Annotated in this window: 21 protein-coding genes and 2 tRNA genes; 9 read left to right on the top strand and 14 right to left on the bottom strand. The window is 61.6% G+C overall.

The features are described 5' to 3' along the window. Positions 1–33: 33 nt before the first annotated feature. From ACX82Z_RS05630 to ACX82Z_RS05595, 8 genes are all read right to left on the bottom strand, one after another. On the bottom strand, positions 34–261 hold the full coding sequence (locus ACX82Z_RS05630) for a twin-arginine translocase TatA/TatE family subunit (protein WP_459587101.1): 228 nt from the start codon (positions 259–261) through the stop codon (positions 34–36). A 36-nt stretch (positions 262–297) separates the two neighbouring features. Next, positions 298–1407 (bottom strand): ABC transporter ATP-binding protein, encoded by a 1110-nt coding sequence (locus ACX82Z_RS05625; protein WP_459587099.1) that lies wholly within the window; start codon positions 1405–1407, stop codon positions 298–300. Positions 1408–1442: 35 nt separating this feature from the next. Then, positions 1443–2159: an SMC-Scp complex subunit ScpB gene (scpB, locus tag ACX82Z_RS05620; protein WP_459587097.1), complete on the bottom strand. Its 717-nt coding sequence runs from the start codon at positions 2157–2159 to the stop codon at positions 1443–1445. A 1-nt stretch (position 2160) separates the two neighbouring features. Continuing rightward, a complete protein-coding gene (locus ACX82Z_RS05615) occupies positions 2161–2934 on the bottom strand; it encodes a segregation and condensation protein A (RefSeq protein ID WP_459911631.1) in 774 nt (257 codons plus the stop codon). Positions 2935–2985: 51 nt separating this feature from the next. Next, the gene (nagZ, locus tag ACX82Z_RS05610; protein WP_459587095.1) at positions 2986–4005 is read right to left on the bottom strand and encodes a beta-N-acetylhexosaminidase; all 1020 of its coding nucleotides are present in this window, start codon (positions 4003–4005) and stop codon (positions 2986–2988) included. Between the two features lie 82 nt (positions 4006–4087). Continuing rightward, positions 4088–7117: an SPOR domain-containing protein gene (locus tag ACX82Z_RS05605; protein WP_459587094.1), complete on the bottom strand. Its 3030-nt coding sequence runs from the start codon at positions 7115–7117 to the stop codon at positions 4088–4090. 104 nt (positions 7118–7221) lie between these two features. Further along, on the bottom strand, positions 7222–8976 hold the full coding sequence (argS, locus tag ACX82Z_RS05600; protein WP_459587092.1) for an arginine--tRNA ligase: 1755 nt from the start codon (positions 8974–8976) through the stop codon (positions 7222–7224). Positions 8977–9039: 63 nt separating this feature from the next. Continuing rightward, positions 9040–10224 carry a deoxyguanosinetriphosphate triphosphohydrolase gene (locus ACX82Z_RS05595; RefSeq protein WP_459911629.1) on the bottom strand — a complete coding sequence of 395 codons (1185 nt, stop codon included), beginning with the start codon at positions 10222–10224 and terminating at the stop codon, positions 9040–9042. A gap of 84 nt (positions 10225–10308) precedes the next feature. Between ACX82Z_RS05595 and erpA the strand changes: the two genes are divergently transcribed. Further along, positions 10309–10659, top strand: coding sequence for an iron-sulfur cluster insertion protein ErpA (erpA, locus tag ACX82Z_RS05590; RefSeq protein ID WP_459587091.1), 351 nt, complete (start codon positions 10309–10311; stop codon positions 10657–10659). Next, positions 10660–11463, top strand: coding sequence for an exodeoxyribonuclease III (gene xth / locus ACX82Z_RS05585; RefSeq protein ID WP_459587089.1), 804 nt, complete (start codon positions 10660–10662; stop codon positions 11461–11463). A gap of 46 nt (positions 11464–11509) precedes the next feature. Here xth and ACX82Z_RS05580 read toward each other — a convergent pair whose 3' ends face one another. Beyond that, positions 11510–12457, bottom strand: a complete 948-nt coding sequence (locus ACX82Z_RS05580) for a bile acid:sodium symporter family protein (protein ID WP_459587087.1) — start codon at positions 12455–12457, stop codon at positions 11510–11512. A 112-nt stretch (positions 12458–12569) separates the two neighbouring features. On the opposite strand from ACX82Z_RS05580, the gene ACX82Z_RS05575 reads away from it, so the two are divergent. Beyond that, positions 12570–12848, top strand: a complete 279-nt coding sequence (locus tag ACX82Z_RS05575; RefSeq protein WP_459587086.1) for a hypothetical protein — start codon at positions 12570–12572, stop codon at positions 12846–12848. Between the two features lie 17 nt (positions 12849–12865). Here ACX82Z_RS05575 and ACX82Z_RS05570 read toward each other — a convergent pair. Together ACX82Z_RS05570 and ACX82Z_RS05565 are read right to left on the bottom strand one after the other, a co-directional pair. Further along, a tRNA-Gly gene (locus ACX82Z_RS05570) sits at positions 12866–12939 on the bottom strand. Positions 12940–12974: 35 nt separating this feature from the next. Continuing rightward, positions 12975–13059: transfer RNA gene (locus ACX82Z_RS05565), tRNA-Tyr, on the bottom strand. A 197-nt stretch (positions 13060–13256) separates the two neighbouring features. Here ACX82Z_RS05565 and ACX82Z_RS05560 point away from each other — a divergent pair. Next, positions 13257–14108, top strand: coding sequence for a TrmH family RNA methyltransferase (locus ACX82Z_RS05560; protein ID WP_459587085.1), 852 nt, complete (start codon positions 13257–13259; stop codon positions 14106–14108). 93 nt (positions 14109–14201) lie between these two features. Then, complete coding sequence (pncB, locus tag ACX82Z_RS05555) at positions 14202–15506, top strand: nicotinate phosphoribosyltransferase (RefSeq protein ID WP_459587083.1); 1305 nt, start codon at positions 14202–14204, stop codon at positions 15504–15506. On the opposite strand, the gene ACX82Z_RS05550 is transcribed toward pncB, so the two are convergent. Both ACX82Z_RS05550 and dusA read right to left on the bottom strand, forming a co-directional pair. Next, positions 15507–16340, bottom strand: coding sequence for a sulfite exporter TauE/SafE family protein (locus ACX82Z_RS05550; protein ID WP_459587081.1), 834 nt, complete (start codon positions 16338–16340; stop codon positions 15507–15509). It abuts the gene before it with no gap. A gap of 63 nt (positions 16341–16403) precedes the next feature. Then, entirely contained in the window at positions 16404–17405 is a 1002-nt protein-coding gene (dusA, locus tag ACX82Z_RS05545; protein ID WP_459587079.1) for a tRNA dihydrouridine(20/20a) synthase DusA, read from the bottom strand. Between the two features lie 133 nt (positions 17406–17538). On the opposite strand from dusA, the gene deoC reads away from it, so the two are divergent. Genes deoC through maiA form a run of 4 tightly spaced genes read left to right on the top strand, consistent with a single transcriptional unit; the run spans position 17539 to position 22073 of the window. After that, complete coding sequence (gene deoC / locus ACX82Z_RS05540) at positions 17539–18555, top strand: deoxyribose-phosphate aldolase (protein WP_459587077.1); 1017 nt, start codon at positions 17539–17541, stop codon at positions 18553–18555. 12 nt (positions 18556–18567) lie between these two features. Next, positions 18568–20931, top strand: a complete 2364-nt coding sequence (locus tag ACX82Z_RS05535) for an aldehyde dehydrogenase family protein (RefSeq protein WP_459587075.1) — start codon at positions 18568–18570, stop codon at positions 20929–20931. A gap of 24 nt (positions 20932–20955) precedes the next feature. Next, on the top strand, positions 20956–21426 hold the full coding sequence (gene hpaR, locus ACX82Z_RS05530) for a homoprotocatechuate degradation operon regulator HpaR (protein ID WP_459587074.1): 471 nt from the start codon (positions 20956–20958) through the stop codon (positions 21424–21426). Next, complete coding sequence (maiA, locus tag ACX82Z_RS05525; protein ID WP_459587073.1) at positions 21423–22073, top strand: maleylacetoacetate isomerase; 651 nt, start codon at positions 21423–21425, stop codon at positions 22071–22073. The genes hpaR and maiA overlap by 4 nt, the downstream gene beginning before the upstream one ends. A gap of 3 nt (positions 22074–22076) precedes the next feature. Here the strand turns inward: maiA and ACX82Z_RS05520 are convergent, their stop codons facing one another. After that, a complete protein-coding gene (locus ACX82Z_RS05520; RefSeq protein WP_459587071.1) occupies positions 22077–22220 on the bottom strand; it encodes a hypothetical protein in 144 nt (47 codons plus the stop codon). Positions 22221–22229 lie beyond the last annotated feature (9 nt).

Raw genomic sequence — 22229 nt, 5'->3', positions numbered from 1 at the left:
GGCCACTGAAGCCTTCCGGCAGATGCCCGGCAATCAGGTCGACGTCTTGCCGACCTTTTCCTTGTCGGCCGGCGCCATTGGCTCGTCGGCGCGGTGATCAAGGGTCTTCGTACCGGCAGGCTCGTCATCAGCCATGCCCTTCTTGAAGCTCTTGATACCCTTGGCCATGTCGCCCATGAGCTCCGGAATCTTGCCACGTCCGAAAAGCAGAAGGACGACGACCAGCACGATGAGCCAGTGCCATACGGAAAAACTACCCATGTTCACACTCTCTTTCGAACATTCGTTCGTGTTGATCTAAGCGTTTTCGGAGCGGCTTTCAAACACCAGAACGTCAGAAATCCGGACATTCAGCCGCACATCCCGGCTCTTTTGATCCAGTCCGCCGCAGCGCACTCGCGCCCGAACGGCCCGCTCAGCCCCTTGTACGGCCAGTTCCAGCAATTCCACCCCTCCCAGGAACCGGCGTGATACCACCCGGGCGGGCACTTCGCCAACGGTTTCCGACACATCGAATGCAGAAAGCCGTGTCGCCACCGAAACCCTTGCACCATCTTGAAAACCGTTTGCGTCGAAAATACCGATGGGCGTTTCGACCCTGCCGGACAGTGCACGGCTTTCGAAGATATTCAACTCGGAGAAAAAACCGGCTGCAAAAAGACTGACCGGCGTATTGAACAGTTCCTCGCCCGTGCCCGTCTGAACGAGTTCACCGTCCTTGAGCAACGCGATTCGATCGCCCATGCGCATCGCCTCCTCGGCGTCGTGGGTGACGACGATGGCGGTCGAACGGCTCTGGCGAAGAATGGCGAGTGTTTCGGCCCGCACCGAATCCTTCAGCCGGGAATCGAGGCCTGAAAACGGCTCGTCCATCAAGAGCACACCCGGACGCGGCGCGATGGCGCGGGCGAGCGCCACGCGCTGCTGCTCGCCGCCCGAAAGCGCGTGCGGATACGACGCGGCATAGGATTGGAGCCCGACACGCTCCAGCGCGATGAGCGCTTCGCGGCGGGCCTCCTCACGCGACAGCGCGGTGAGGCCGAACTTCACATTGTCGAGAATGGTCAGATGCGGAAAGAGTGCGAAATCCTGAAAGACGAGACCGATCGAACGCTTTTCGGGCGGCACGAAGACGCTTGGTCCGCAAATGACGCGATCATTGAGAAGAAGACGGCCTTTCGTCGGTGTCTCCAGACCGGCCGCGATGCGCAACAACGTCGTCTTGCCGGACCCGGATGGACCGAGCAGACAAAGTACCTCCCCCGGCTCCGCCGTTAGCGATACGTCACGCAAGACCGGCGCGGTCGGTGTGAAGTCGTGCGACACATCCTCGAACGCCAGCCGCGCCGCGAACGTCACGCCCGCCGTAACCTGCCCGTCTTGCCTGCGTTCGATCGTTTCAGCCACTTGACCTCCGACGCCGTCTGTCGCGGCGCTTCGGGTCAATCATCCTCGACCTTGGGTGTCAACAGGCCGAGTTCTTCCAGATCGATATCGCTCAACGGCTCTTCGTCATCGGCATAGAAGCCGGGATCGGCCGGCGGCGTCGGAACCTGAAGATCGGCCGGCAGGCGCGCGGACAAAAGCCCCGCGCCGCGCAATTCGTCCATGCCCGGCATATCGCGAATTTCCGCAAGGCCGAAATGGTCGAGAAATGCGTCGGTCGTGCCGTAAGTCACCGGACGCCCCGGCGTTTTTCGGCGTCCGCGCATGCGCACCCAACCCGTCTCCAAAAGCGTATCGAGCGTGCCCTTGGCGGTTTCGACACCCCTTATGTCTTCCATTTCGGCGCGCGTGACCGGCTGGTGATAGGCAATGATCGCCAGCACCTCCAGCGCGGCGCGCGACAGCTTCCTTTCGCGCACTTCGTCGCGGGCAAGAATGAAGGACAGGTCGGCTGCCGTGCGAAACGCCCAGCCCTCACCGATCCGCACGAGATTGACACCGCGCATCGCATAGAGTTTCTGCAACTCGGCAAGCACGAGCGTGACATCCGTTTCCTGCGGAAGCTTCTCCTTCAGGTGACGCATCGAAACAGGTTCGCTGGACGCGAAGATGAGCGCCTCGACGATCCGGATGGTCTGAAACAGATCGGAGTCGGGGCTTTTCGCCCCTGCCTGCCCGGAAAACGCAATCACCTTGCCGGCGGTCCGATCCATGTCAGGCCCTCTTCGCCTTAAGATAAAGCGGTGCAAATGCGCCGTCCTGACGAATCTGGAACGTACCTTCCCGAACGAGTTCGAGCGTTGCGGCAAACGAACTGGCGATGGCGGTCCGCCGCTCCTTTGGGGAAACGGCATATTCGATCAGGAACCGGTCGAGCGCCGCCCAGTCGTCGAACCCGCCGATGAGCCGGATGAGGATATCGCGCGCCTCCTTGAGCGACCATACGCCGCGCTTTGCCACACGCACATTGGTCACGGCGGTGCGCTGTCGCTGCAAGGCGTAGGCGGTTAAAAGATCGTAGAGCGATGCGGAATAGGTGCTTTCGCGGCGAATCGTCGTCGGCTCGGGCATACCGCGCGCAAAGACATCGCGGCCGAGCCGGTTGCGGTTCATCAGGCGTGATGCTGCCTCCCGCATCGCTTCCAGACGACGCAGCCGAAACTGGAGAATGGCGGCAAGTTCGTCACCGCTCTGGCCCTCGTCTGTCTTCTTGTGCGGAATGAGGAGCTTGGACTTCAAAAATGCGAGCCAGGCGGCCATCACGAGATAATCGGCAGCAAGTTCGATACGCAGATGACGCGCGCGCTCGACGAATTCCAGATATTGTTCGACGAGCGCCAGAATGGAGATGCGCGCCAGATCGACCTTCTGCCCCCGCGCCAGATGAAGAAGCAGGTCGAGCGGGCCTTCGAACCCATCGACATCGACGACCAGCGCCGGTTCGGAAACGGCACGACCATCCTCATCCCAGAATTCCTCCAGGGGCAGAGCGGCGTCGCTAGCGATTCTGTCCTTGACCAAGTTCGTCCTTTCCGGCCGTCAGGCCAAAGGCGCGATCAATCCTTCGAATTCCTGACGCAGACTGGCATACTCCGCACCTGCACTCTTCTCCAAGGTAGCGAGCGCACGAGCCGCGCGCTCTTTTGCCTGACCGGCCAACACCGGAGCCGCCCGCGCGATCGCTGCCATCTCCGCCATGTCGCCATTGCAGTGAAGGACGACATCGCAGCCTGCCGCAAGGGAAGACCGCGTGCGCGCTTCGAAATCCCCAGAAAGCGCCTTCATCGACAGATCATCGCTCATCAAAAGACCGTCAAAGCCGATCTCCCCGCGAATGAATTCACTTATTACGCGCGGCGACGTCGTGGCCGGATTATCGGCATCAATCGCCGTATAGACGACATGAGCCGTCATGGCGGCAGGAGCATGACGAAGCGCCTTGAACGGCACGAAATCATGCGCGCGAAGTTCATCGAGCGAAGCATCGACCACGGGCAGCGCGTGATGGCTGTCGGAAAAAGCCCTTCCATGACCCGGTATGTGCTTGATCACCGGCATCACGCCGCCTGCCAGCAGCCCTTCGGCGGCCGCCTTGCCGAGAACCGCGACCGTTTCTGGATCATGAGCGTAAGCGCGATCACCGATCACGTCGTGGGCGCCTTCGATCGGGACGTCGAGAACCGGCAGGCAATCGGCGTTGACGCCATACTGAAGAAGATCGAGCGCGTGAAGGCGCGACATCAGCCAGCTCGCACGAATTGCGGCGTCGCGATCCTGCGCATAGATGCGACCGAGCGCATCGGCTGGCGGATAATATCCGGCGAGCGGGGGACGAAGGCGCTGCACGCGCCCGCCCTCCTGGTCGATGAAGACCGGTGCGTCGGGCCGACTGACGCTCTCGCGCATCGCCGCGACGAGGTCGCGAATTTGGTCCGGCTCGGACAGATTGCGCGCGAAAAGGATGAAGCCCCACGGCGCTTCGGACGCGAAAAATGCCCGTTCATCGGGCGTAAGGACAGTGCCCGAGGCACCCAGGATAAGGGCTTTCGAATCGCTCATTGGTCAACCATGACATGGAGAAGCGGGCCGTCAATCGCGGCCTGGAAGAGAAAAGCCGGGCAATCAGCCCGGCTTTTGAAGACTAGCGGGAAACGAAGCAGCTTCCGCCGGCCGCCTGATACTGCGTGCAAAGCTGGACGGCTTCGTCGCGCGTATTGGCCGGAATGCGCACGCGATAGAAGGTTCCCATGCCGTCGAGGTCGGCACGGACGATATTCACGCCCCTGCCCTGCAACACCGAACCGTAGCGACGCGCAAGGTCTTCATAGCTCGACTGCGCGCCTTCGGCCGAGGGCTGCGATGCGATCTGCATCGACCACTCGCCGCTGGCCGGCGCGGTTGCCGTCTGCGCGACCGGCGCGGTCTGGGCTGGCTGGTTGGAAGCGACCTGAACGGGTGCTTGCGCCGTAGTCGACGTTTCGGAACGTGCTTGCGGGCGGCTCGGAACAACGCCGACCGTGTCGGGCATAACCGGATCGTCCGGCAGGACCTCGCCCTGAACCGGAGCAATGGAACCGACAGGCTGCGCGTCTTCGATGCGTGGCAGGGCCGACGCCTGAGTCTGCATGGCGGCGGCCGCGCTGGCCTGAAGCTCTTCACGGGTTGAAGCCGCTGGCAATTCCTCGCGAGCGACAAGGGTTCCGTCGGGGCGGACGACCATGGTGCGCACGCGGCGCGGGGCAACCGAAATGCCGTCTTCTTCGATGATCTCTTCCACGCCGCCGAGACGCTCGTCGCTCTTCATGGACGAGAGCATGGCGACCGTCTCGCGGTCGTCAAGCATCGGAATGTCGTCCATGCCGACCATCGGGAAATCGTTCGACGGTTGCGGTGCGACGGCAGAGCGAACGTCGAGCGGTTCTTCCACGGAGGTCATCAGGCTTTCCTGGCCACCACCTGCCGTGCCGGTAGCTCCCGTCGCGCGCTGATAGGCCTGGCTGTTCTGGTTCGGCACGACCGCGCCGCCCCGATTTTCGGGACGCACGCGCACTGGCTCCGAATCGGCACGAACGATCGCGGGAAGCCCCTCACCGATCGGCCCGCCGGTCATGAAGTAGCCGAAGCCACCCACCAGCGCGACCGCTGCAACGCCGCCAAGAATGAAGTATTTGCGGCGCATGCCATCTTTCGGCGGCTGTGCGCCAACCGGCTCGGCATCGGGATCGTAGTCGAAATCGATATCGCCGAAATCATCGTCTGCATTCGCCGATTGCGGCTCCTGCATGTAGCCATAATCGTCTTCGGTATAGGAGCCTTGAAGCGGGATCGTATCGCTGGACGAGGTCGCGGGAGCAGCCGCGACGGCCGGCTCCTCATCTTCGGGCGCGAGGCTGCCGAAAGCGACGTCGAGTTCGGCTTCCAGATCGTCCGGCGAAAAGAGAGGCGTTACTTCCTCGGGCTCGGCAAGCTCGGGAATGTCGAGATCGTCGACCAGCGCCGCAGGCTGCTCGTCGATTTCGACCGTCTCGATTTCCGGGGAAACCGGTCGATCCTTTCGGGCCATACCGAACAAAGGCGTTGCCGGCTGCACCGGCTCGGTCACTTTGGCGGCGGCGGTACGCTCGCCGCCCCCGAAGCGAGCCATCGCTGCCGGCGCAAGCGCGGCCAGCATGGCAAGCGGACCGGTTTTACGCGGGGCTGCCTGCTCTGCGACCATCTCGTCGGCAGGCGCCGGAGCGTCGTCGTCCCAATGTGCGCCGCCAAGATCATGCGTATCCGCAGCAACCGGTTGCGCCGCCTGCTGCTCGTCTGCCATGTCGCCGAGGTCGAAGTCGAGCGCGAATTCGAGATCGTCGGAAGCCGGCTCGCCAGCGGAATAGGCCGTTGCCTGCGCTGGAGCGCGTTCGAACGAAGCGTCGAAAGCACCGTCATCCTCGCCAAGCAACGCGCCGAGTTCGTCTTCGAGGCTGAGGGGCTGAGGCGGAGCGGATACGGGCTGCGACTCCTCGATCGGAAGAGGCGCAAACGCTTCCTCTTCATGAATGGGCTCAGAACCGAAGGATGTCGGCTCGACACTCGCTACTGGAGCCGGAGCGGGATCGGCGCTCAGCCAGCTTTCGATGTCGCCGAGAATATCGTCGTCGTCCGAAACATCCCGACGAAGCTCCGGTTCGGCCCATGCCGCAGCCTGATCGCGCGGAACGGAAACGGCTTCGACCGGCCCTTCGGCTTGCAGATCCGCAACGCTCCAGCCCGCATTGTCGCCGACGCTTAAATCTGCACCGGCAACGAAGTGATCGTCCGCCGGTCCGGCCTGAAGGACGTCGTCATGAGCGAACGTATCGATTGAGCTGCCGACTTGAGCATGGCTCGTCTCACTCGGATCGTCTGCAAAATTGAAATCGAAATCGTCGTGCGAAATAGGCGCGACGGGCAGTTCTTCCGTGAAAACCTGCGCTCGGTCGTCTTCGTCGATTGCCAGATCGAAATCGAAGGATTCAATGTCTTCGTGATCGGCATCGTCCGAAAGTTCGGCGAAAAAAGGCTCTTCCGATCGCTCGACGTCCATCTGCGCGGCAGGCTCTACCGGTTGCTGGAAATCGGGCTGCGGCTGATCTTCGAAGACCGGTTCGTTCTCTTGACGATCGAATTCGGCAAAGGCTCTGTCGAACTCGTCATCCGTACGGGCAGCCCTGTCATCGAATTCCGGCGTAGCGGCGAAAAGCGCATGCGAGCGCGCGTCGAAATCCTCCGGCACGTCGTCTTCGGCTTCGGTTTCGAACGTGATCGGCGGGGCCACAAGGTCGTCGGCGGCAGAAAGCGGCAGATGCGGGCCTTCATCGTCGAGTTCGAGATCGAGCGACAGATCGAGATCGGCGAAATCGTCTTCGGCAGGCTCGCCGAATTCCGGAGCTGTTTGCGGCTCAAAAGCGGTATCGACCGCGTCGCGGGTCCAGTGATCCGCGACGGCGGATTGCACCGGGGCATTTTCCGGCTCGTCGAAATCGCCAAGCATTTCGCGCTCGAGGTCGATGTCGAAATTCTCGTTGGCGGCCGGATCGGGGTCCGGTTGCGACGCGCGTGGAGCTTCTGCCATCCGCATCAGTTCGGCGAATGGGTCGTTATCCAGAAAGCCGGATTCGTCGGGTCGCTTGAATGGGTTGTCTGCCATGCCTTTTCCCGTACTCGCACTCGGTCGGACGCCGGCGACGTCTCATTGATCTTGGCCGCTACCAGTGCAATGTGGGCAAAAGGTGACGCCTTACGTTAAGGCAACTAGCGCATTTCAGCCGGAGCATCCGCGCCAACCAGCGCGAGTCCGGACGAAAGGACGTTGGACACCGCCTGCACCATTCCGAGCCTGGCACGGGTCAATTCTGGATCGTTAACCTTAACAAAGCGTAAGTCGTTGTTGTCGGTGCCGCGATTCCAGTGTCCATGGAAGGTGCTTGCGAGATCGTAGAGGTAGAATGCGAGGCGATGCGGCTCCTGCGCGAGCGCGGCTTGCTCGATAACACGCGGATATTCGACGAGTTTGCGAATCACGGAAAGCTCGCCCTCGTCCGTCAGGCGATGCGCCGCATCCTTCATCGATTGCGGCTCGATCCAGTCGGTCCCAAGCTGCTCCTTGGCCTGCCGGAACACCGAATGACACCTGGCTGACGCGTACTGGACGTAGAAGACGGGATTGTCCTTCGACTGCTCCGTCACCTTGGCGAAGTCGAAGTCGAGCGGTTCGGAACTCTTGCGATAGAGCATCATGAAACGAATCGCATCGCGGCCGACCTCATCCACCACGTCGCGCAGCGTGACGAACTCCCCTGCCCGCTTCGACATGCGCACCGGCTCGCCGTCGCGGAAGAGTTTGACGAGCTGGCATAGAAGCACGGTCACTTCGAGCTTCTCGCCCGCGAGTGCCTTGGCAAGCGCTTCAAGCCTCTTGACGTAACCGCCATGGTCGGCGCCCAGCACGAAGACGAGTTCCTCGAAACCGCGCTGATACTTGTCCTTCATATAGGCGACATCGGCGGCGAAATAGGTGAACTGGCCGTCGGATTTCATCAGTGGACGATCGATATCGTCGCCCACCGCCGTGGACTTGAACAGCGTCTGCTCGCGATCTTCCCAGTCGTCCGGAAGCTGGCCCTTCGGCGGCGGCAGCTTGCCCTTGTAGACATGGCCATTGAGCGTCAAATCGTTGATCGCCGACAAAATCGCACCGCCATTGCCACCGTGAAGGCTGCGCTCGGAAAAGAACACGTCGTGGTGGACGTTGAGCGCGGCGAGGTCTTCGCGGATCATCGCCATCATCGCGTCGATGGTGCGATCCTTGACGATGCCGAGCGCTTCGTCGGCAGGCATTTCGAGCAGCTTCGAACCAAACTCGGCAGCAAGCGCCTGTCCGACTGGAACAAGATAATCGCCCGGGTAAAGCCCCGCCGGTATCTCGCCGATCTTCTCGCCCAGCGCCTCGCGATAGCGCAGCATGACGGACTGGCCGACAACGTCGATCTGCGCGCCCGCATCGTTGATGTAATATTCCTTGGTCACGTCGTAGCCGGCGAAGCCGAGCAGATTTGCCAGGGCGTCGCCCACCACGGCCCCACGGCAATGGCCGACATGCATCGGACCTGTCGGATTGGCCGAGACATATTCGACATTGACCTTGCGCTTCGCGCCGATAGACGACCGTCCGTAATCCGTGCCGCCATCCAGCATTTCGCCGAGCCGGGCCTGCCAGAAGCCGTCATCGAGCCGCAGATTGACGAAGCCCGGCCCCGCAACGCTCACTTCAGCGATATCCTGCTGACCTTTCAAGGCCTCTGCCAGGCGTTCGGCCAGGGCGCGCGGATTCGTTTTCGCCTGCTTGGCGAGCACCATCGCCGCGTTGGTCGCCAGATCGCCATGGCTTGGATCGCGCGGCGGCTCCACCGTCACGCGCGAGAAATCCACCGTCCCGTTTTCGCTTTGAAGATCGAAGCCTTCGAGGACCTTTTGGATACGTGCGTTGAATTCGGCGAAGATGTTCATCGAAAATCGATCTCGTCAGGAATTGGGGAGCCACGAAAAGCCGCAGCGCGCTTGGCGGCGGCCCTATCGCAAATCGGGGGTACGGTCAAACAGACGGCGGTGCTCGCGCTGGGCGTAGGTGTCGGTCATGCCGGCCAGAAAATCGCTGACACGCCGGGCACGATCGACCTCGTTTGCTGCCACGTGCTCGCTTCGCCACTCTTCGGGCAATGCCGCATCGTCCTCAATGTAGCGGTCGAATAGGTCGCGCACGATCCGGTCCGCATCCTCGCGCACTTTCATCACATCAGGATGCCGGTAAAGGCACTTGTAAAGAAACGCTTTCAGCTCCGATTCCGCCTTGCGCATGTCGGGCGAGAACGTGACGATAGCCTCGCCCGCACCATGCACGTCGGCAACCGACATCGGCGCGATGCGCTCGATATTCGCGCGCGCCGTGGAAATCACATTCTCGACCATGATCGTGATCTGCCGGCGCATCAATTCGTGCGCTGTGCGGACCTTGTCCAGATTTGGATACTGACTGCGCACGTCGCGCAGGATTTCCGCGCAAAGCGGTACGTCTTCCAGCATATCGAGCGAGATCAGGCCCGCGCGCAGACCGTCATCGATATCGTGCGTATCATAGGCGATATCGTCGGCGATCGCCGCCGCCTGCGCTTCCAGCCCGGCATGACGGTCGAGTTCGAGATCGTGACGACTGTTATAGTCGAGAATGGCAGGGGGAATGTTTTCGGTGAGCGGGCCGTTGTGTTTCACCAGCCCTTCCAGTGTCTCCCAAGAAAGATTCAGCCCGTCGAACTGCGCATAGCGGCGCTCGAGTTCTGTGACTATCCTGAGCGACTGGGCGTTGTGATCGAACCCGCCCCAGTCCCGCATCTTATCGTTCAGCGCGTCCTCGCCCGTATGGCCGAAAGGCGTGTGCCCGAAATCATGGACGAGCGCGACGGCTTCCGCGAGGTCTTCGTCGAGCCGCAAGGCACGGGCAAGCGCGCGCGATATCTGCGAAACCTCGATCGTGTGGGTAAGGCGCGTTCGATAATGGTCGCCCTCATGCGCGATGAAGACCTGGGTTTTGTGCTTCAGGCGGCGGAACGCGGTCGAATGGATGATCCGGTCCCGGTCGCGCTGAAACGGCGTTCGCGTTGCGCTTTCCGGCTCCGGCAAGAGCCGCCCGCGCGTCTTGGCGGGGTCCGTGGCAAAGGGCGCTCGCGGCCGATAGCCGAAACCGATTTCGTCCGCGTTCAACCGTTCGTCACTCATGGCCGCATTCGTTGACTTGTTGCCCCGCGCTTCATACCTATGGTGTAGATGCGAAGGCAAGGTGACGCCATGGGCATGGACGCCAAGACAGACATGAAATCCGTAGAAGTGAGCGACGCCGCGATTCGGCGTGTCGCGACGATTCTTGCAAAGGAACCGGGCAAGAGCGCCTTGCGCGTTGCCGTCGAAGGCGGTGGCTGCTCCGGCTTTTCCTATACGTTCGATCTCGTCGACAGCCAGAACGACGACGACGTCGTCATCGCGCGCGACGGAGCCACCGTCCTGATCGACGAGATTTCGCTCGTCTATATGGGCGGGTCGGTTATCGATTTCGTCGACGATCTGATGGGCCAGTCGTTTCAGATCAGGAACCCGAACGCGGTCGCTTCATGCGGTTGCGGCACGAGCTTTGCCATCTGAATGAAGATCGCGACCTGGAATATCAATGGCGTCAAGGCACGCATCGAAAATCTCATTCACTGGCTGAACGAAAGCCAGCCGGATATCGCCTGTCTTCAGGAGATCAAGTCGGTCGACGAGAACTTTCCCCGGCTGGAGATAGAGGCGCTCGGCTATCACGTCGAAACGCATGGCCAAAAAGGCTTCAATGGCGTCGCAATCCTGTCGAAACTGCGTTTCGACGAGGTCAATCGCGGTCTTCCGGGCAATGATGAGGATGTGCAGGCGCGTTTCATCGAAGGCGTCTTTTCGACCGAGCGCGGCGCACTGCGCGTCGTCTCGCTCTATCTGCCGAACGGCAATCCAATCGATGATCCGGTGAAATTTCCCTACAAACTCGCCTGGATGGACAGGCTCGAAGCGTGGTCGAAGGCGCGGCTGGCGATCGAGGAGCCGTTGGTGCTTGCGGGGGACTACAACGTCATCCCCGAACCTTACGACGCGCGCCATCCCGAGCAATGGGTCAACGACGCGCTGTTCCAGCCACCGACCCGGCAGGCGTTCCGCCGTCTTGAAAATCTTGGCTTCATCGACGCGTTCCGGTCCGTCAGCGACGCGAAGGACGCCTATTCGTTCTGGGACTATCAGGCCGGTGCCTGGCAGAAGAACAATGGCATCCGCATCGATCATCTGATGCTGTCGCCGGAAGCGGCTGGCCGCCTCGCATCCTGCGACATCGAAAAGCATGTCCGGGCATGGGAAAAACCATCCGACCACGTGCCGGTCGTCATCGACCTCGACATGGCGCTGGCGAAAGCCGCCTGACCCCATCCATAAAAAAAGCCCGCCATCACGGCGGGCTTTTTCGATTTCAGGCGATCTTGTCTTCTGGATCGTTCGGCACCTTGGCGAGATAATTCGCCAGCATCGCTCCCGAGATGTTGTGCCAGACGCTGAAGATCGCGCTCGGCACAGCCGCAAGCGGCGAGAAGTGCGCGCTTGCGAGCGCTGCACCAAGGCCGCTGTTCTGCATGCCGACCTCGATGCTGATTGCCTTGCGCTTTGCCATCGACATTCCGGTCGCGCGGCCTGCGAAGAAGCCGAGCGCGTAGCCTATGCCGTTGTGCAAAACCACGACGGCGAAGATCATCAGCCCCGTAGTCGCGATCGCCGCCTGATTGACCGCCACGACGGCCGCGACGATGAGCACGATGCCGGTAACGCTGACGAGCGGCAGTGCCGGTATCGCGGCCCGCACGAGGCCGGGTGCGATCTTTTGCAAGAGGATGCCGAGCGCGAGTGGCACGAGCACGACCTGAACGATACTCATGAACATGGCGGCCGCGTTGACCGGCAGGTACTGGCTGGCCAGCAGCCAAACGAGCAGCGGCGTGACGATCGGTGCCAGCAGGGTGGTCACGCTGGTGCAAGCCACGGAGAGCGCAACATCGCCGCGGCTGAGATAGGTCATCACATTGCTGGACGTGCCACCGGGGCAGCAGCCGACGAGGATGACGCCCGCCGCCACTTCCGGCGACATGGGAATGATCGTCGTCAGCGCGAGCGCGATCAGCGGCATGATCAGGAACTGCGATCCGACGCCGACGCCGACGTCCACCGGGCGGCGGACGACTTCCCTGAAATCGCCGAGCGACAGGGTCAGTCCCATCCCGAACATGATGATGCCGAGAAGCGTGACGATGTAAGGTGCAATGGGGCTGAACGTTGCCGGGAGAAAGAAACCGAGAACGGCAAAGAGAATGACCCAGATCGCGAAGGTACGCCCAACGAACGCGGATAATGACGCTAAGAACTGCATGGTTGCTCCAGATAATTGCGCGGGCAGTACCATCCGGTACACCTCACGGCAAGCCGTTCGCTCCGATTGGCCCAATGCTTACGAAACGGCGCGTCGCGTGGTATAATGACGAATGATCGAGATGCTGATCATCGCCGCCATGTCGACCTCGCCCATCCCGAGCGGGCAGCAGGAAGGCGACTACACGCAGCGCAAATATGTCTGTCAGGCCAACGGATTGTTCTTCGAGGAAGGCGAACGGGCATGCCTCGCCGTTCCCGGTGCGTCACGTACCGCCATTTGCGGTACGGTCCTCAACAATTCGGCGTGGCGCTTTGTCGATGAGCCCTGCGCGCCGCAGCAGCCTTCGACGACGGCCGAACCGGACAAAGATACGCCGAGTAGCAATTGATTTGAGGCTTCTGCCTTTGGAGCGGGTAGCGGGAATCGAACCCGCATATTCAGCTTGGAAGGCTGCTGCTCTACCATTGAGCTATACCCGCCTCTTATGCAGGTTCGGCAGTTCGATGTGGGCCGGTGGTGGAGGGGGCTGGATTCGAACCAGCGTACGCATAGCGAACGGATTTACAGTCCGTCTCCTTTAACCACTCGGACACCCCTCCGTCAGACCACATCGGAGCCGTGCAACGAGGCTTGGCTTGCAAACTCGAATAAGCCCGACAGGCCCACTCAAATCCGCGATGCGCCTTATGGAGGGACCGGCAAAACCTGTCAACCGCGCGCGGCTTCTTTGCCGGGAAAATCACGCATGACCTTGCGTCGCCCATGTAAAACCGCGCGCATATGGCTATAGAGGGCCATGAGCACGAAAAAGACCGGCCCGCAGGGCTCCGCCAAAGACACCCATTACGCCAAGTTGCGGCGCAAGTTCCGCGACGACAAGACCGGCGGACCGGTGAGGCGCGAGCGTCCCGCAATCGAAGCCGGCGTACAGCCGGAGGACGGTTCTGTGCGGCTCTATGGCCTGCACACCGTTCGCGCCGTGCTCGACAATCCGCGCCGCAAGATCAAACGCATGCTGGTGACGCGCAATGCGCTGGCACGTCTCGACCTGAGCGAGCCGCTCGACCTGCCCTACCCCGCCGAGATTGTCGAACCGCGCGAGATCGACAGGCTGGTCGGCTCGGACGCCGTTCATCAAGGTGTTCTGGTGGAAGCGATGCCGCTGAAGCCGAAGCGCCTTGCCGACCTGAAGGACACGCGGCTCCTGCTCGTGCTCGATCAGGTGACGGACCCCCACAATGTCGGCGCGATCATGCGTTCGGCCGTGGCCTTCTCGGCCGGCGCGCTGATCACGACAGGCCGCCATAGCCCGCAGGAATCCGGCGTTCTGGCAAAATCTGCCTCCGGCGCGCTAGAATACATCGACCATATCGAAGTTCGCAACCTCGCCGAGGCGCTGGAGGAGCTGGCGAGCCTCGGCTTTCAGACGGTTGGCCTTGATTCAGAAGGCCCGGCGGTTTTGGAAAAGACGTTTTCGGGCGAACGCGTCGCGCTGGTGCTCGGCGCGGAGGGCAAGGGCCTGCGTCAGAAGACGCGCGAAACGGTAAGCGCCCTCGCCCGCCTCGACATGCCCGGGGCGATCCGTTCGCTCAACGTGTCGAATGCCGCCGCGATCTCGCTTTATGCGGCGCACCGGCATCTGGCATAAAAGGCTCCATCTTGAGTTGATCCGTTTTTCGTGCAGGTTTGGCGCGTTGGCCTGCGGGCCGGGAGAGAGCGACGAGCCGAAAAGACGCCTACCATGATCAAGACCGACATTGCGCGCCGGGTGTTCAACCACACCTTCAAGCTCGACCCGATTATCCGCAGCCTGCTCGACACGGACTTCTACAAGCTTTTGATGCTGCAGATGATCCGGGGCGTTTATCCGGATGTCGACGCGACCTTTACGCTGATCAACCGGACCAAATCGGTGCGGCTTGCCGACGAGATCGACGAAGGTGAGTTGCGCGCGCAGCTCGATCATGCGCGCTCGCTGCGCTTCACCAAGAAGGAAATGATCTGGCTCGGCGGTAACACGTTCTACGGCCGCAACCAGATTTTCCGGCATGATTTCCTGCGCTGGCTCGCCGATTTCCGCCTGCCCGAATATGAACTCACCCGCAAGGACGGCCAGTTCGAGCTGACCTTTCACGGGCGCTGGCATGATACGACGATGTGGGAAATTCCCGCGCTCGCGATCATCAACGAGTTGCGCTCGCGCGCGGCGCTCAAATCGATGGGCCGGTTCGCACTCGACGTTACCTACGCACGCGCAAAGGCGCGCGTGTGGGAAAAGGTCGAGCGGCTGCGCAAATATCCCGACTTGCGGATTTCCGACTTCGGCACGCGCCGCCGTCATTCGCATCTTTGGCAGCGCTGGTGCGTGGAAGCCCTGAAGGAAGGCATCGGCCCCTCCTTCACCGGCACGTCGAACGTGCTACTGGCGATGGACACCGATCTGGAGGCGCTCGGCACCAATGCGCACGAACTGCCGATGGTGCTGGCCGCGATGGCCAATTCCGACGAAGAGTTGAAGAGCGCACCATACCGCGTGCTTCAGGACTGGCAGGGCCATTATGGCGGCAACCTCCTGATTGTCCTGCCCGATGCGTTCGGCACGGATGCGTTTTTGCGCGATGCGCCTGACTGGGTCGGCGAGTGGACCGGCTTTCGCCCCGACAGCGCCCCGCCAATCGAGGGCGGTGAGCGCATTTTGGCCTGGTGGCGCGAGCACGGCATCGATCCGCGCGAAAAGCTGATCATCTTTTCGGACGCACTCGACGTCGACACGATCGAGAAAACCTATCTGCATTTTCGCGGAAAGGTGCGCATGGCCTTTGGCTGGGGCACGAACCTGACCAATGACTTTCATGGCTCCGCGCCCGAACGGAATGAAGCCCTGAAAGCCATTTCACTGGTTTGCAAGGTCACGTCCGTGAACGGACGCCCGGCCATAAAACTGTCAGACAACCCCGAAAAGGCGACTGGCGACGCTGCCGAAATTGAACGCTATCTGCGCGTCTTCGGCGACAAGCAGCGCGTCAGGCAACCCGTTACGGTCTAATCAGTCAAAAAGGCTCCAGAAGAAGCGGGCCGCCACGAAAATGCAGAACAGGCCGAACGCGATCTCAAGCTGGCGCTTCTTCAAGGCATGCGCGATGCGCACGCCATAGGGCGTGACGATCAGCGCGATCGGGATGATGAGCGCGACGGCGATCCAGTTGATATAGCCGGTCGAGGCGATCGGCAGGTCCGGATGGTTCCAGCCTGCCCAGATATAGCCGATCGTACCGGGAATCGCGATCAGGATGCCGACACCGGACGAGGTGGCCACCGCCTGATGCATCGAGCGTCCGTACATGGTCATGTAGGTGTTGTTCATGACGCCGCCGCCGATGCCCATCAGCGTTGAAAAATAGCCGATGATCACGCCCGCGATGCTGCGGCCGGTGGTTCCGGGCAGGTCAGCCGCAAGGCGCCACGAGTCCCGGTTGAAAAGCAGCCGGATGGCGACGAGAAGCATCAGCACGGCGAAGACGACACGCAGGGCTTCGCTCGATATGTAGGCGGCGGTGATCGACGCCAAAATGACGCCGATCGGAACGGGGATGAGGAAGCTCTTGAGAAGATCCATATCGACCGCGCCGCGCGCCTTATGAGCGGTAAAGGAGCGGAGCGACGTCGGAATGATGATGGCGAGCGAGGAACCGACCGCCAGATGCATGCGCACGGATTCGTCGATACCGAGAATGCTGAACACCTGATAGAAAACCGGGACGAGAACCGCGCCGCCGCCGATGCCGAAAATTCCGGCCATGAGTCCGGATACGATGCCGGATATCGCCACCGCACCGGCAAAGACGGCCAACTCATTCCATGGCAGATCGAGCACGAACATGCACTTTTCCTCGGGATAATCGTGCGGAGGCGCTACCGTGAGCGAGCCGGAAAGTAAACCGGATCAGGCAGCGTCCCGGCTCTGGTCCAATTGGATTTCTGCATAGGCCGCATGGAGAATGTCCGGCCCGGCTCCGTTCTTCGTCGCGTCAGTCGAGAGAATCTGCCGAAACCGCCGCGCTCCCGCAATGCCATGAAAAAGCCCGACCATGTGCCGCGTTACATGTGTCAGCCGCCCGCCGGCAGTGATATGAGCGGCACAATATTCGGCCATCCGGTCGATGAGTTCGTCCCACGAGATCGACGGTTCGCCCGAACCATAGACGCGGTGGTCGACATCGATGAGTTGCCCGGAGACATGATAGGCCGCACGGCCGAGCATGACACCATCCATCATCTCAAGATGCCGCAATGTTTCGTCCAGATCCGCGATGCCGCCATTGATGCCGATGAAGCGACCGGCAAGCCGCTGTTTCAGACGGTAAACGCGATCGTAATCGAGTGGCGGAATATCGCGGTTTTCCTTGGGGCTCAGCCCTTGCAGCCAGGCCTTGCGGGCATGGACCCACAATGCGTCGGCACCGGCCGCGATGACCTTGTCGGCGATTTCGTCGAGCGCAGCTTCCGGGTCCTGATCGTCCACACCGATCCGGCATTTGACGGTAACGGGAACACTGACCTCGGCCTTCATCGCCGCGACGCATGTGGCGACGAGGTCCGGCGTACGCATAAGGCAAGCCCCGAACGTGCCGCTTTGAACGCGGTCCGAAGGACAGCCGACATTGAGGTTGATCTCGTCGTAGCCCCATTCAGCCGCTATCGCCGCCGCCTTGGCAAGCTTTTCCGGGTCGCTTCCGCCCAGTTGCAGCGCAACGGGATGTTCTTCAGGAGCAAAGCCCAAAAGCCGGTCGCGATTGCCGTGAATGACTGCGTCCGCCACCACCATTTCGGTATAAAGCAAGGCGTGCCTCGTCATCTGCCGGTGAAAAAACCGGCAGTGGCGATCGGTCCAGTCCATCATCGGAGCGATGGCGAAAATGGGCTTTCGGTAGAGCGTTCGTGTCAAGCGATCATCCTTTGCGCGTCGGTTTAGCCGAACGCAGACAAGATAGGAAGCTTGGCCCCATGGCGGGCGCCATTCCACTCAATCCCGTTTCGTGCGATACCGATAGCCAAAGAAGAACGGGATAACAAAAACGATGACGGCAAAGCCACAAGCCGCCACTCTTCACCATCTGCCGACGGCAAGGGACACGAACCAAACGATCAGGCGCAACCCCGGAATGCCGCTCGACCTCGGCTGGCTGGAAGCGATGCGCCACGTCAACCGCAGCGCGCTCGAACGGCGCGCGCAGACACTGACGAAGCGCCGCTCGATCAAGACCGACAACCAGGCCGCATGGCTGTTGCGGTCCATCGCTCTGATGGATCTGACGACGCTGTCGAGCGACGATACGCCCGACCGCGTCAAGCGTCTTTGCGCCAAGGCACGCAATCCCTTGCGTGGCGATCTGGTCGCCGGTCTCGGCTTGAGCGAACACCCGATCCGGCCTGCCGCCGTCTGCGTCTATCACCCGTTCGTCGCGACGGCGGTAAAGGCGTTGGAAGGCAGCGGCGTTCACGTCGCCGCCGTCTCGACCGCCTTTCCGCACGGTCTGGCCCCCTTTGAGACGCGGCTTGCGGAGGTTCGCGCCTCGGTGGCCGATGGCGCGGTCGAGATCGACATCGTCATTCCGCGCGGCCTCGTTTTCGGCGCGCGCTGGCAGGAACTTTACGACGAGATCGCCGCCTTCCGCGAAGCCTGCGGCGAGGCGCATCTGAAGGTCATTCTCGGCACCGGCGACCTTGCCACGCTGCGCAACGTCATGCTCGCGTCCATGGTGGCGATGATGGCGGGCGCGGATTTCATCAAGACGTCCACCGGCAAGGAAAGCGTCAACGCCACCTTGCCTGTCGGTCTCGTCATGGTGCGCGCTATTCGCGAATATTTCGAGCGTACCGGGCTTTATATTGGGTTCAAACCCGCCGGCGGCATCTCCACCGCGAAAGCCTCGCTCGATTGGCTTGTGCTGATGCGCGAGGAACTCGGCCGCCGCTGGCTGGAGCCGGATCTGTTCCGCTTCGGCGCGTCGAGCCTTCTGACCGACATCGAACGCCAGCTCGAACATCATTTGACTGGCCGCTATTCGGCCGGCTTCCGCCATGCGATGGCTTAGGACATTGACGACGTGAATATTCAGCAACGCTACGACGCCATGGAGTATGGCCCCGCCCCCGAATCCCGGTCCGAAGCCGATAAATGGCTTGCTGGACGGGATTTTACCGCTTCGCTTTTCATCAATGGCGAGTGGAAGAAGCCTGCCGGTGGCAAGACGTTCGAAACGCGTGACCCGGCATCGGGCAAGCTGCTTGCAACGCTTGGCGAAGCGGACGTAACGGACATCGACGTCGCCGTTTCCGCTGCCCGCAAGGCCCTGCCCAAATGGCAATCGCTATCAGGCTATCAGCGCGCGCGCCACCTCTACGCGATCGGCCGCGCGATGCAGCGCCATGCACGTCTTTTCGCTGTGCTCGAATCGCTCGACAACGGCAAGCCGATCCGCGAGAGCCGCGACATCGACGTGCCGCTGGCAATCCGCCATTTCATCCATCACGCCGGCTGGGCGCAGGCACTGGAAACGGAGTTCCCAGGCCAGAACGCGGTTGGCGTCGCCGGGCAGATTATCCCGTGGAACTTCCCGCTCCTGATGCTGGCATGGAAGATCGCGCCGGCACTCGCAGCCGGATGCACGGTGGTGCTGAAACCGGCCGAGTTCACTCCACTGACCGCCGTGCTCTTCGCCGAAATCTGCGAACGTGTCGGCCTGCCAAAGGGCGTGGTCAACATCGTTCAAGGCGGACCGGAGGCCGGCGCGGCAATCGTCGAGCATGACGGCGTCGACAAGATCGCCTTCACCGGATCGTCGGAAGTCGGAAAGATCATCCGCAAGGCGACGGCCGGTACAGGCAAGAAACTCTCGCTGGAACTGGGCGGCAAGTCGGCCTTCATCGTGTTCGAGGATGCGGACCTCGATTCCGCGGTCGAAGGGCTCGTGGACGGCATCTGGTTCAACCAGGGGCAGGTCTGCTGCGCCGGCTCGCGCCTTCTGGTGCAGGAAAGCGTCGCCGAGCGCCTGATCGCCAAGGTCAAGGCGCGCATGGCAAAGCTTCGGCTGGGCGATCCGCTCGACAAGAATACCGATATCGGCCCGTTGGTCGACAAGACGCAACTCGAGCGCGTGCGCCGGCTCGTCGCGCAAGGCGAAGCGGAGGGCGCGGATTGCTGGCGCCCGGACTGCCTGATCCCCGCCGACGGGCACTATCACCTGCCCGTTCTTGCGACCGACCTCGCCCCGGCCAACGTGCTCGCGCAGGAAGAGGTGTTCGGACCGGTTCTGGCAGTGATGACGTTCCGGACGACGGAAGAAGCTATCGCCCTTGCCAACAACACGCGCTACGGGCTGGCGGCGTCCGTCTGGAGCGAAAACATCAATCTGGCGCTCGACGCTGCGCCGAAACTCAAAGCCGGCGTCGTCTGGATCAACGGCACGAACATGTTCGATGCCGCCTGCGGCTTCGGCGGCTATCGCGAAAGCGGCTTCGGACGCGAGGGCGGGCGCGAAGGGCTGAGCGAATATCTGACACGACCACAGGGAAAAGCGAAAGATCTGGCGCCGTCCAAACCAGCCGAAGTGAAGGACACCGCTGAATCAGGCGGCATAGACCGGACCGCCAAGCTGTATATCGGCGGCAAGCAGGTGCGCCCGGATAGCGGCTACTCGATGCCGGTCGCGGATCCCAAGGGGCGGCTCGTCGGCGAAGTCGGTGTCGGCAGCCGCAAGGATATTCGCGATGCGGTCTCGGCCGCCCATGCTGCAAAAGGCTGGGCGTCGGCTACCGGCTTCAACCGCGCGCAGGTGCTCTATTTCCTTGCCGAGAACCTCGACGCCCGCGCCGACGAATTTACCACCCGGATCGCAACGCTGACGGGCGCGTCCAGCCGCAGTGCGCGCGCCGAATTGGACCTGTCCGTCGAGCGCCTTTTCGCCCTTGCCGGCATGGCTGACAAATACGAAGGCCGCGTCCACCAGCCGCCAGCGCGCGCAGTGACGCTCGCCCTGCACGAGCCGGTCGGCGTCATCGGCGTCGTCGCATCGGACGAGCAACCGCTCCTCGGACTTGTCTCGCTCATCGGCCCCGCGCTCGCGATGGGTAACTGCGTCGTCGCCGTGCCTTCGGCCCGCCATGCGCTGATCGCGACAGACCTCTATCAGGTCATGGAAACGTCGGACCTGCCACCCGGTACGGTCAACATGGTAACCGGGCCGGCAGCCGATCTTGCGAAGATGCTGGCCATGCATGACGACGTCGACGGTTTGTGGTGCGTCGCCGACAGGCGGACCTGCCATACGGTCGAAGCGGAATCGGCCGGCAATCTCAAACGCGTGTGGACAAGTAATGGAAAGGCCGTCGACTGGACGGCGATGACGCACGATATGCTCTTGCCCCGCGCTATCGAAGTCAAGAATGTATGGGTACCTTACGGAGACTAGGGTCACGACACGGGAGACAACTGAATGGGTATCGTCAAGGATGAGGTCGAGGAAGATACTTTCCTGCCCCGGGATACCTCCCGATCGTTGCCCATATCGCTGCTTCGTGCCCGCGAAGCCGTCATGGCCCGCTTCCGACCTCTTCTGGTGATGTACGACCTGACCGAACAGCAATGGCGGGTGATCCGGATACTTGGCGAGGCAAGCCCTCTCGACGCTTCGGACCTTGCAGAACATACATGCATTCTCGCGCCGAGCCTTACCCGCATCATCAAATCGCTGGAGGAGCGCGGACTGATACGCCGCAAGCGCGACCACGAAGACGCTCGGCGCACGCTTCTGAGCCTCAATCCCTCGGGCTTCGAGGTCATTGAGGCCGTTATGCCCCAAAGCAATAAGATCTACAGCCGTCTTCAGGATCGCTACGGTCACGAAAAGATGGAACAACTGATCGACATGCTAAACGAACTCGCGGCGACAAAGGGCGAGATTTGAGCCGCGTCGTCCTGCACAACTACTTCCGGTCGTCGACATCCTACCGGGTGCGTATCGCGCTCGCGCTGAAGGGCATCGACTACGATTACGTCGCGCGTCATCTGCGCCATGGCGAACACCGCGCTCCCGCTTTCCTGTCGATCAACCCGCAGGGTCTGGTGCCGGCGCTGGTCTGGATGGATGGAACTGTCATCACGCAATCGCTGGCGATTTGCGAATTTCTGGAAGAAATGGTGCCGGACCCGCCATTACTGCCGGCTGATCCGGGCGGGCGCGCGCGCGTCCGCGCGCTGTCGCAGATGATCGCCTGCGAGGTGCATCCAGTAAACAATCTGCGCGTGCTCAACGATCTGCGCAAAAGATTTGGCGCCGACGACCAAGCCATCGCCAAGTGGTTCCGTCACTGGGTCAACGAAACCTTCGAACCCCTTGAATCGATTCTGGCTTCAGACGGCAAGGCTGGACGCTTTTGTCATGGCGATGATCCAGGGCTCGCCGATATCTGCCTTGTCGCGCAGGTCGCGAACAATGCGCGTTTTGGTGCGGATATGACGCCCTACCCGACGATCGCGCGCATCAATGCCGAATGTCTCGAACTGCCGGCATTCGCGAACGCTGCACCTGCACAGCAGCCTGATGCAGAGTAAAGGTCAATTGGTGACGATACCCGCTTCAATCGGCGGATTGATCAGCGCCAAGCGCGCCTTGGGCTCTGCCTGTACATCGCCGAAAAAGTAAAACGATCCGACCACGAGCGCGCCGATCAGCGCGGTGACTAAAACCCTGCCTGCCATTTTATGCAT

The sequence above is a fragment of the Aliihoeflea sp. PC F10.4 genome (genome assembly GCF_054612275.1).
Note: the sequence above shows the minus strand (reverse complement) of the source record. Positions and strands in the feature narration are given on the sequence as shown.

What these genes read in the sequence shown, in the direction of transcription:
- ACX82Z_RS05605 (WP_459587094.1), bottom strand. Translation starts at nt 7,117, where the DNA reads ATGGCAGACAACCCATTCAAGCGACCCGACGAATCCGGCTTTCTGGAT.
- ACX82Z_RS05560 (WP_459587085.1), top strand. Translation starts at nt 13,257, where the DNA reads ATGAGCACGAAAAAGACCGGCCCGCAGGGCTCCGCCAAAGACACCCAT.
- erpA (WP_459587091.1), top strand. Translation starts at nt 10,309, where the DNA reads ATGGGCATGGACGCCAAGACAGACATGAAATCCGTAGAAGTGAGCGAC.
- ACX82Z_RS05630 (WP_459587101.1), bottom strand. Translation starts at nt 261, where the DNA reads ATGGGTAGTTTTTCCGTATGGCACTGGCTCATCGTGCTGGTCGTCGTC.
- ACX82Z_RS05520 (WP_459587071.1), bottom strand. Translation starts at nt 22,220, where the DNA reads ATGGCAGGCAGGGTTTTAGTCACCGCGCTGATCGGCGCGCTCGTGGTC.
- hpaR (WP_459587074.1), top strand. Translation starts at nt 20,956, where the DNA reads ATGGGTATCGTCAAGGATGAGGTCGAGGAAGATACTTTCCTGCCCCGG.
- xth (WP_459587089.1), top strand. Translation starts at nt 10,660, where the DNA reads ATGAAGATCGCGACCTGGAATATCAATGGCGTCAAGGCACGCATCGAA.
- pncB (WP_459587083.1), top strand. Translation starts at nt 14,202, where the DNA reads ATGATCAAGACCGACATTGCGCGCCGGGTGTTCAACCACACCTTCAAG.
- scpB (WP_459587097.1), bottom strand. Translation starts at nt 2,159, where the DNA reads ATGGATCGGACCGCCGGCAAGGTGATTGCGTTTTCCGGGCAGGCAGGG.
- argS (WP_459587092.1), bottom strand. Translation starts at nt 8,976, where the DNA reads ATGAACATCTTCGCCGAATTCAACGCACGTATCCAAAAGGTCCTCGAA.
- ACX82Z_RS05550 (WP_459587081.1), bottom strand. Translation starts at nt 16,340, where the DNA reads ATGTTCGTGCTCGATCTGCCATGGAATGAGTTGGCCGTCTTTGCCGGT.
- deoC (WP_459587077.1), top strand. Translation starts at nt 17,539, where the DNA reads ATGACGGCAAAGCCACAAGCCGCCACTCTTCACCATCTGCCGACGGCA.
- nagZ (WP_459587095.1), bottom strand. Translation starts at nt 4,005, where the DNA reads ATGAGCGATTCGAAAGCCCTTATCCTGGGTGCCTCGGGCACTGTCCTT.
- ACX82Z_RS05580 (WP_459587087.1), bottom strand. Translation starts at nt 12,457, where the DNA reads ATGCAGTTCTTAGCGTCATTATCCGCGTTCGTTGGGCGTACCTTCGCG.
- ACX82Z_RS05575 (WP_459587086.1), top strand. Translation starts at nt 12,570, where the DNA reads ATGATCGAGATGCTGATCATCGCCGCCATGTCGACCTCGCCCATCCCG.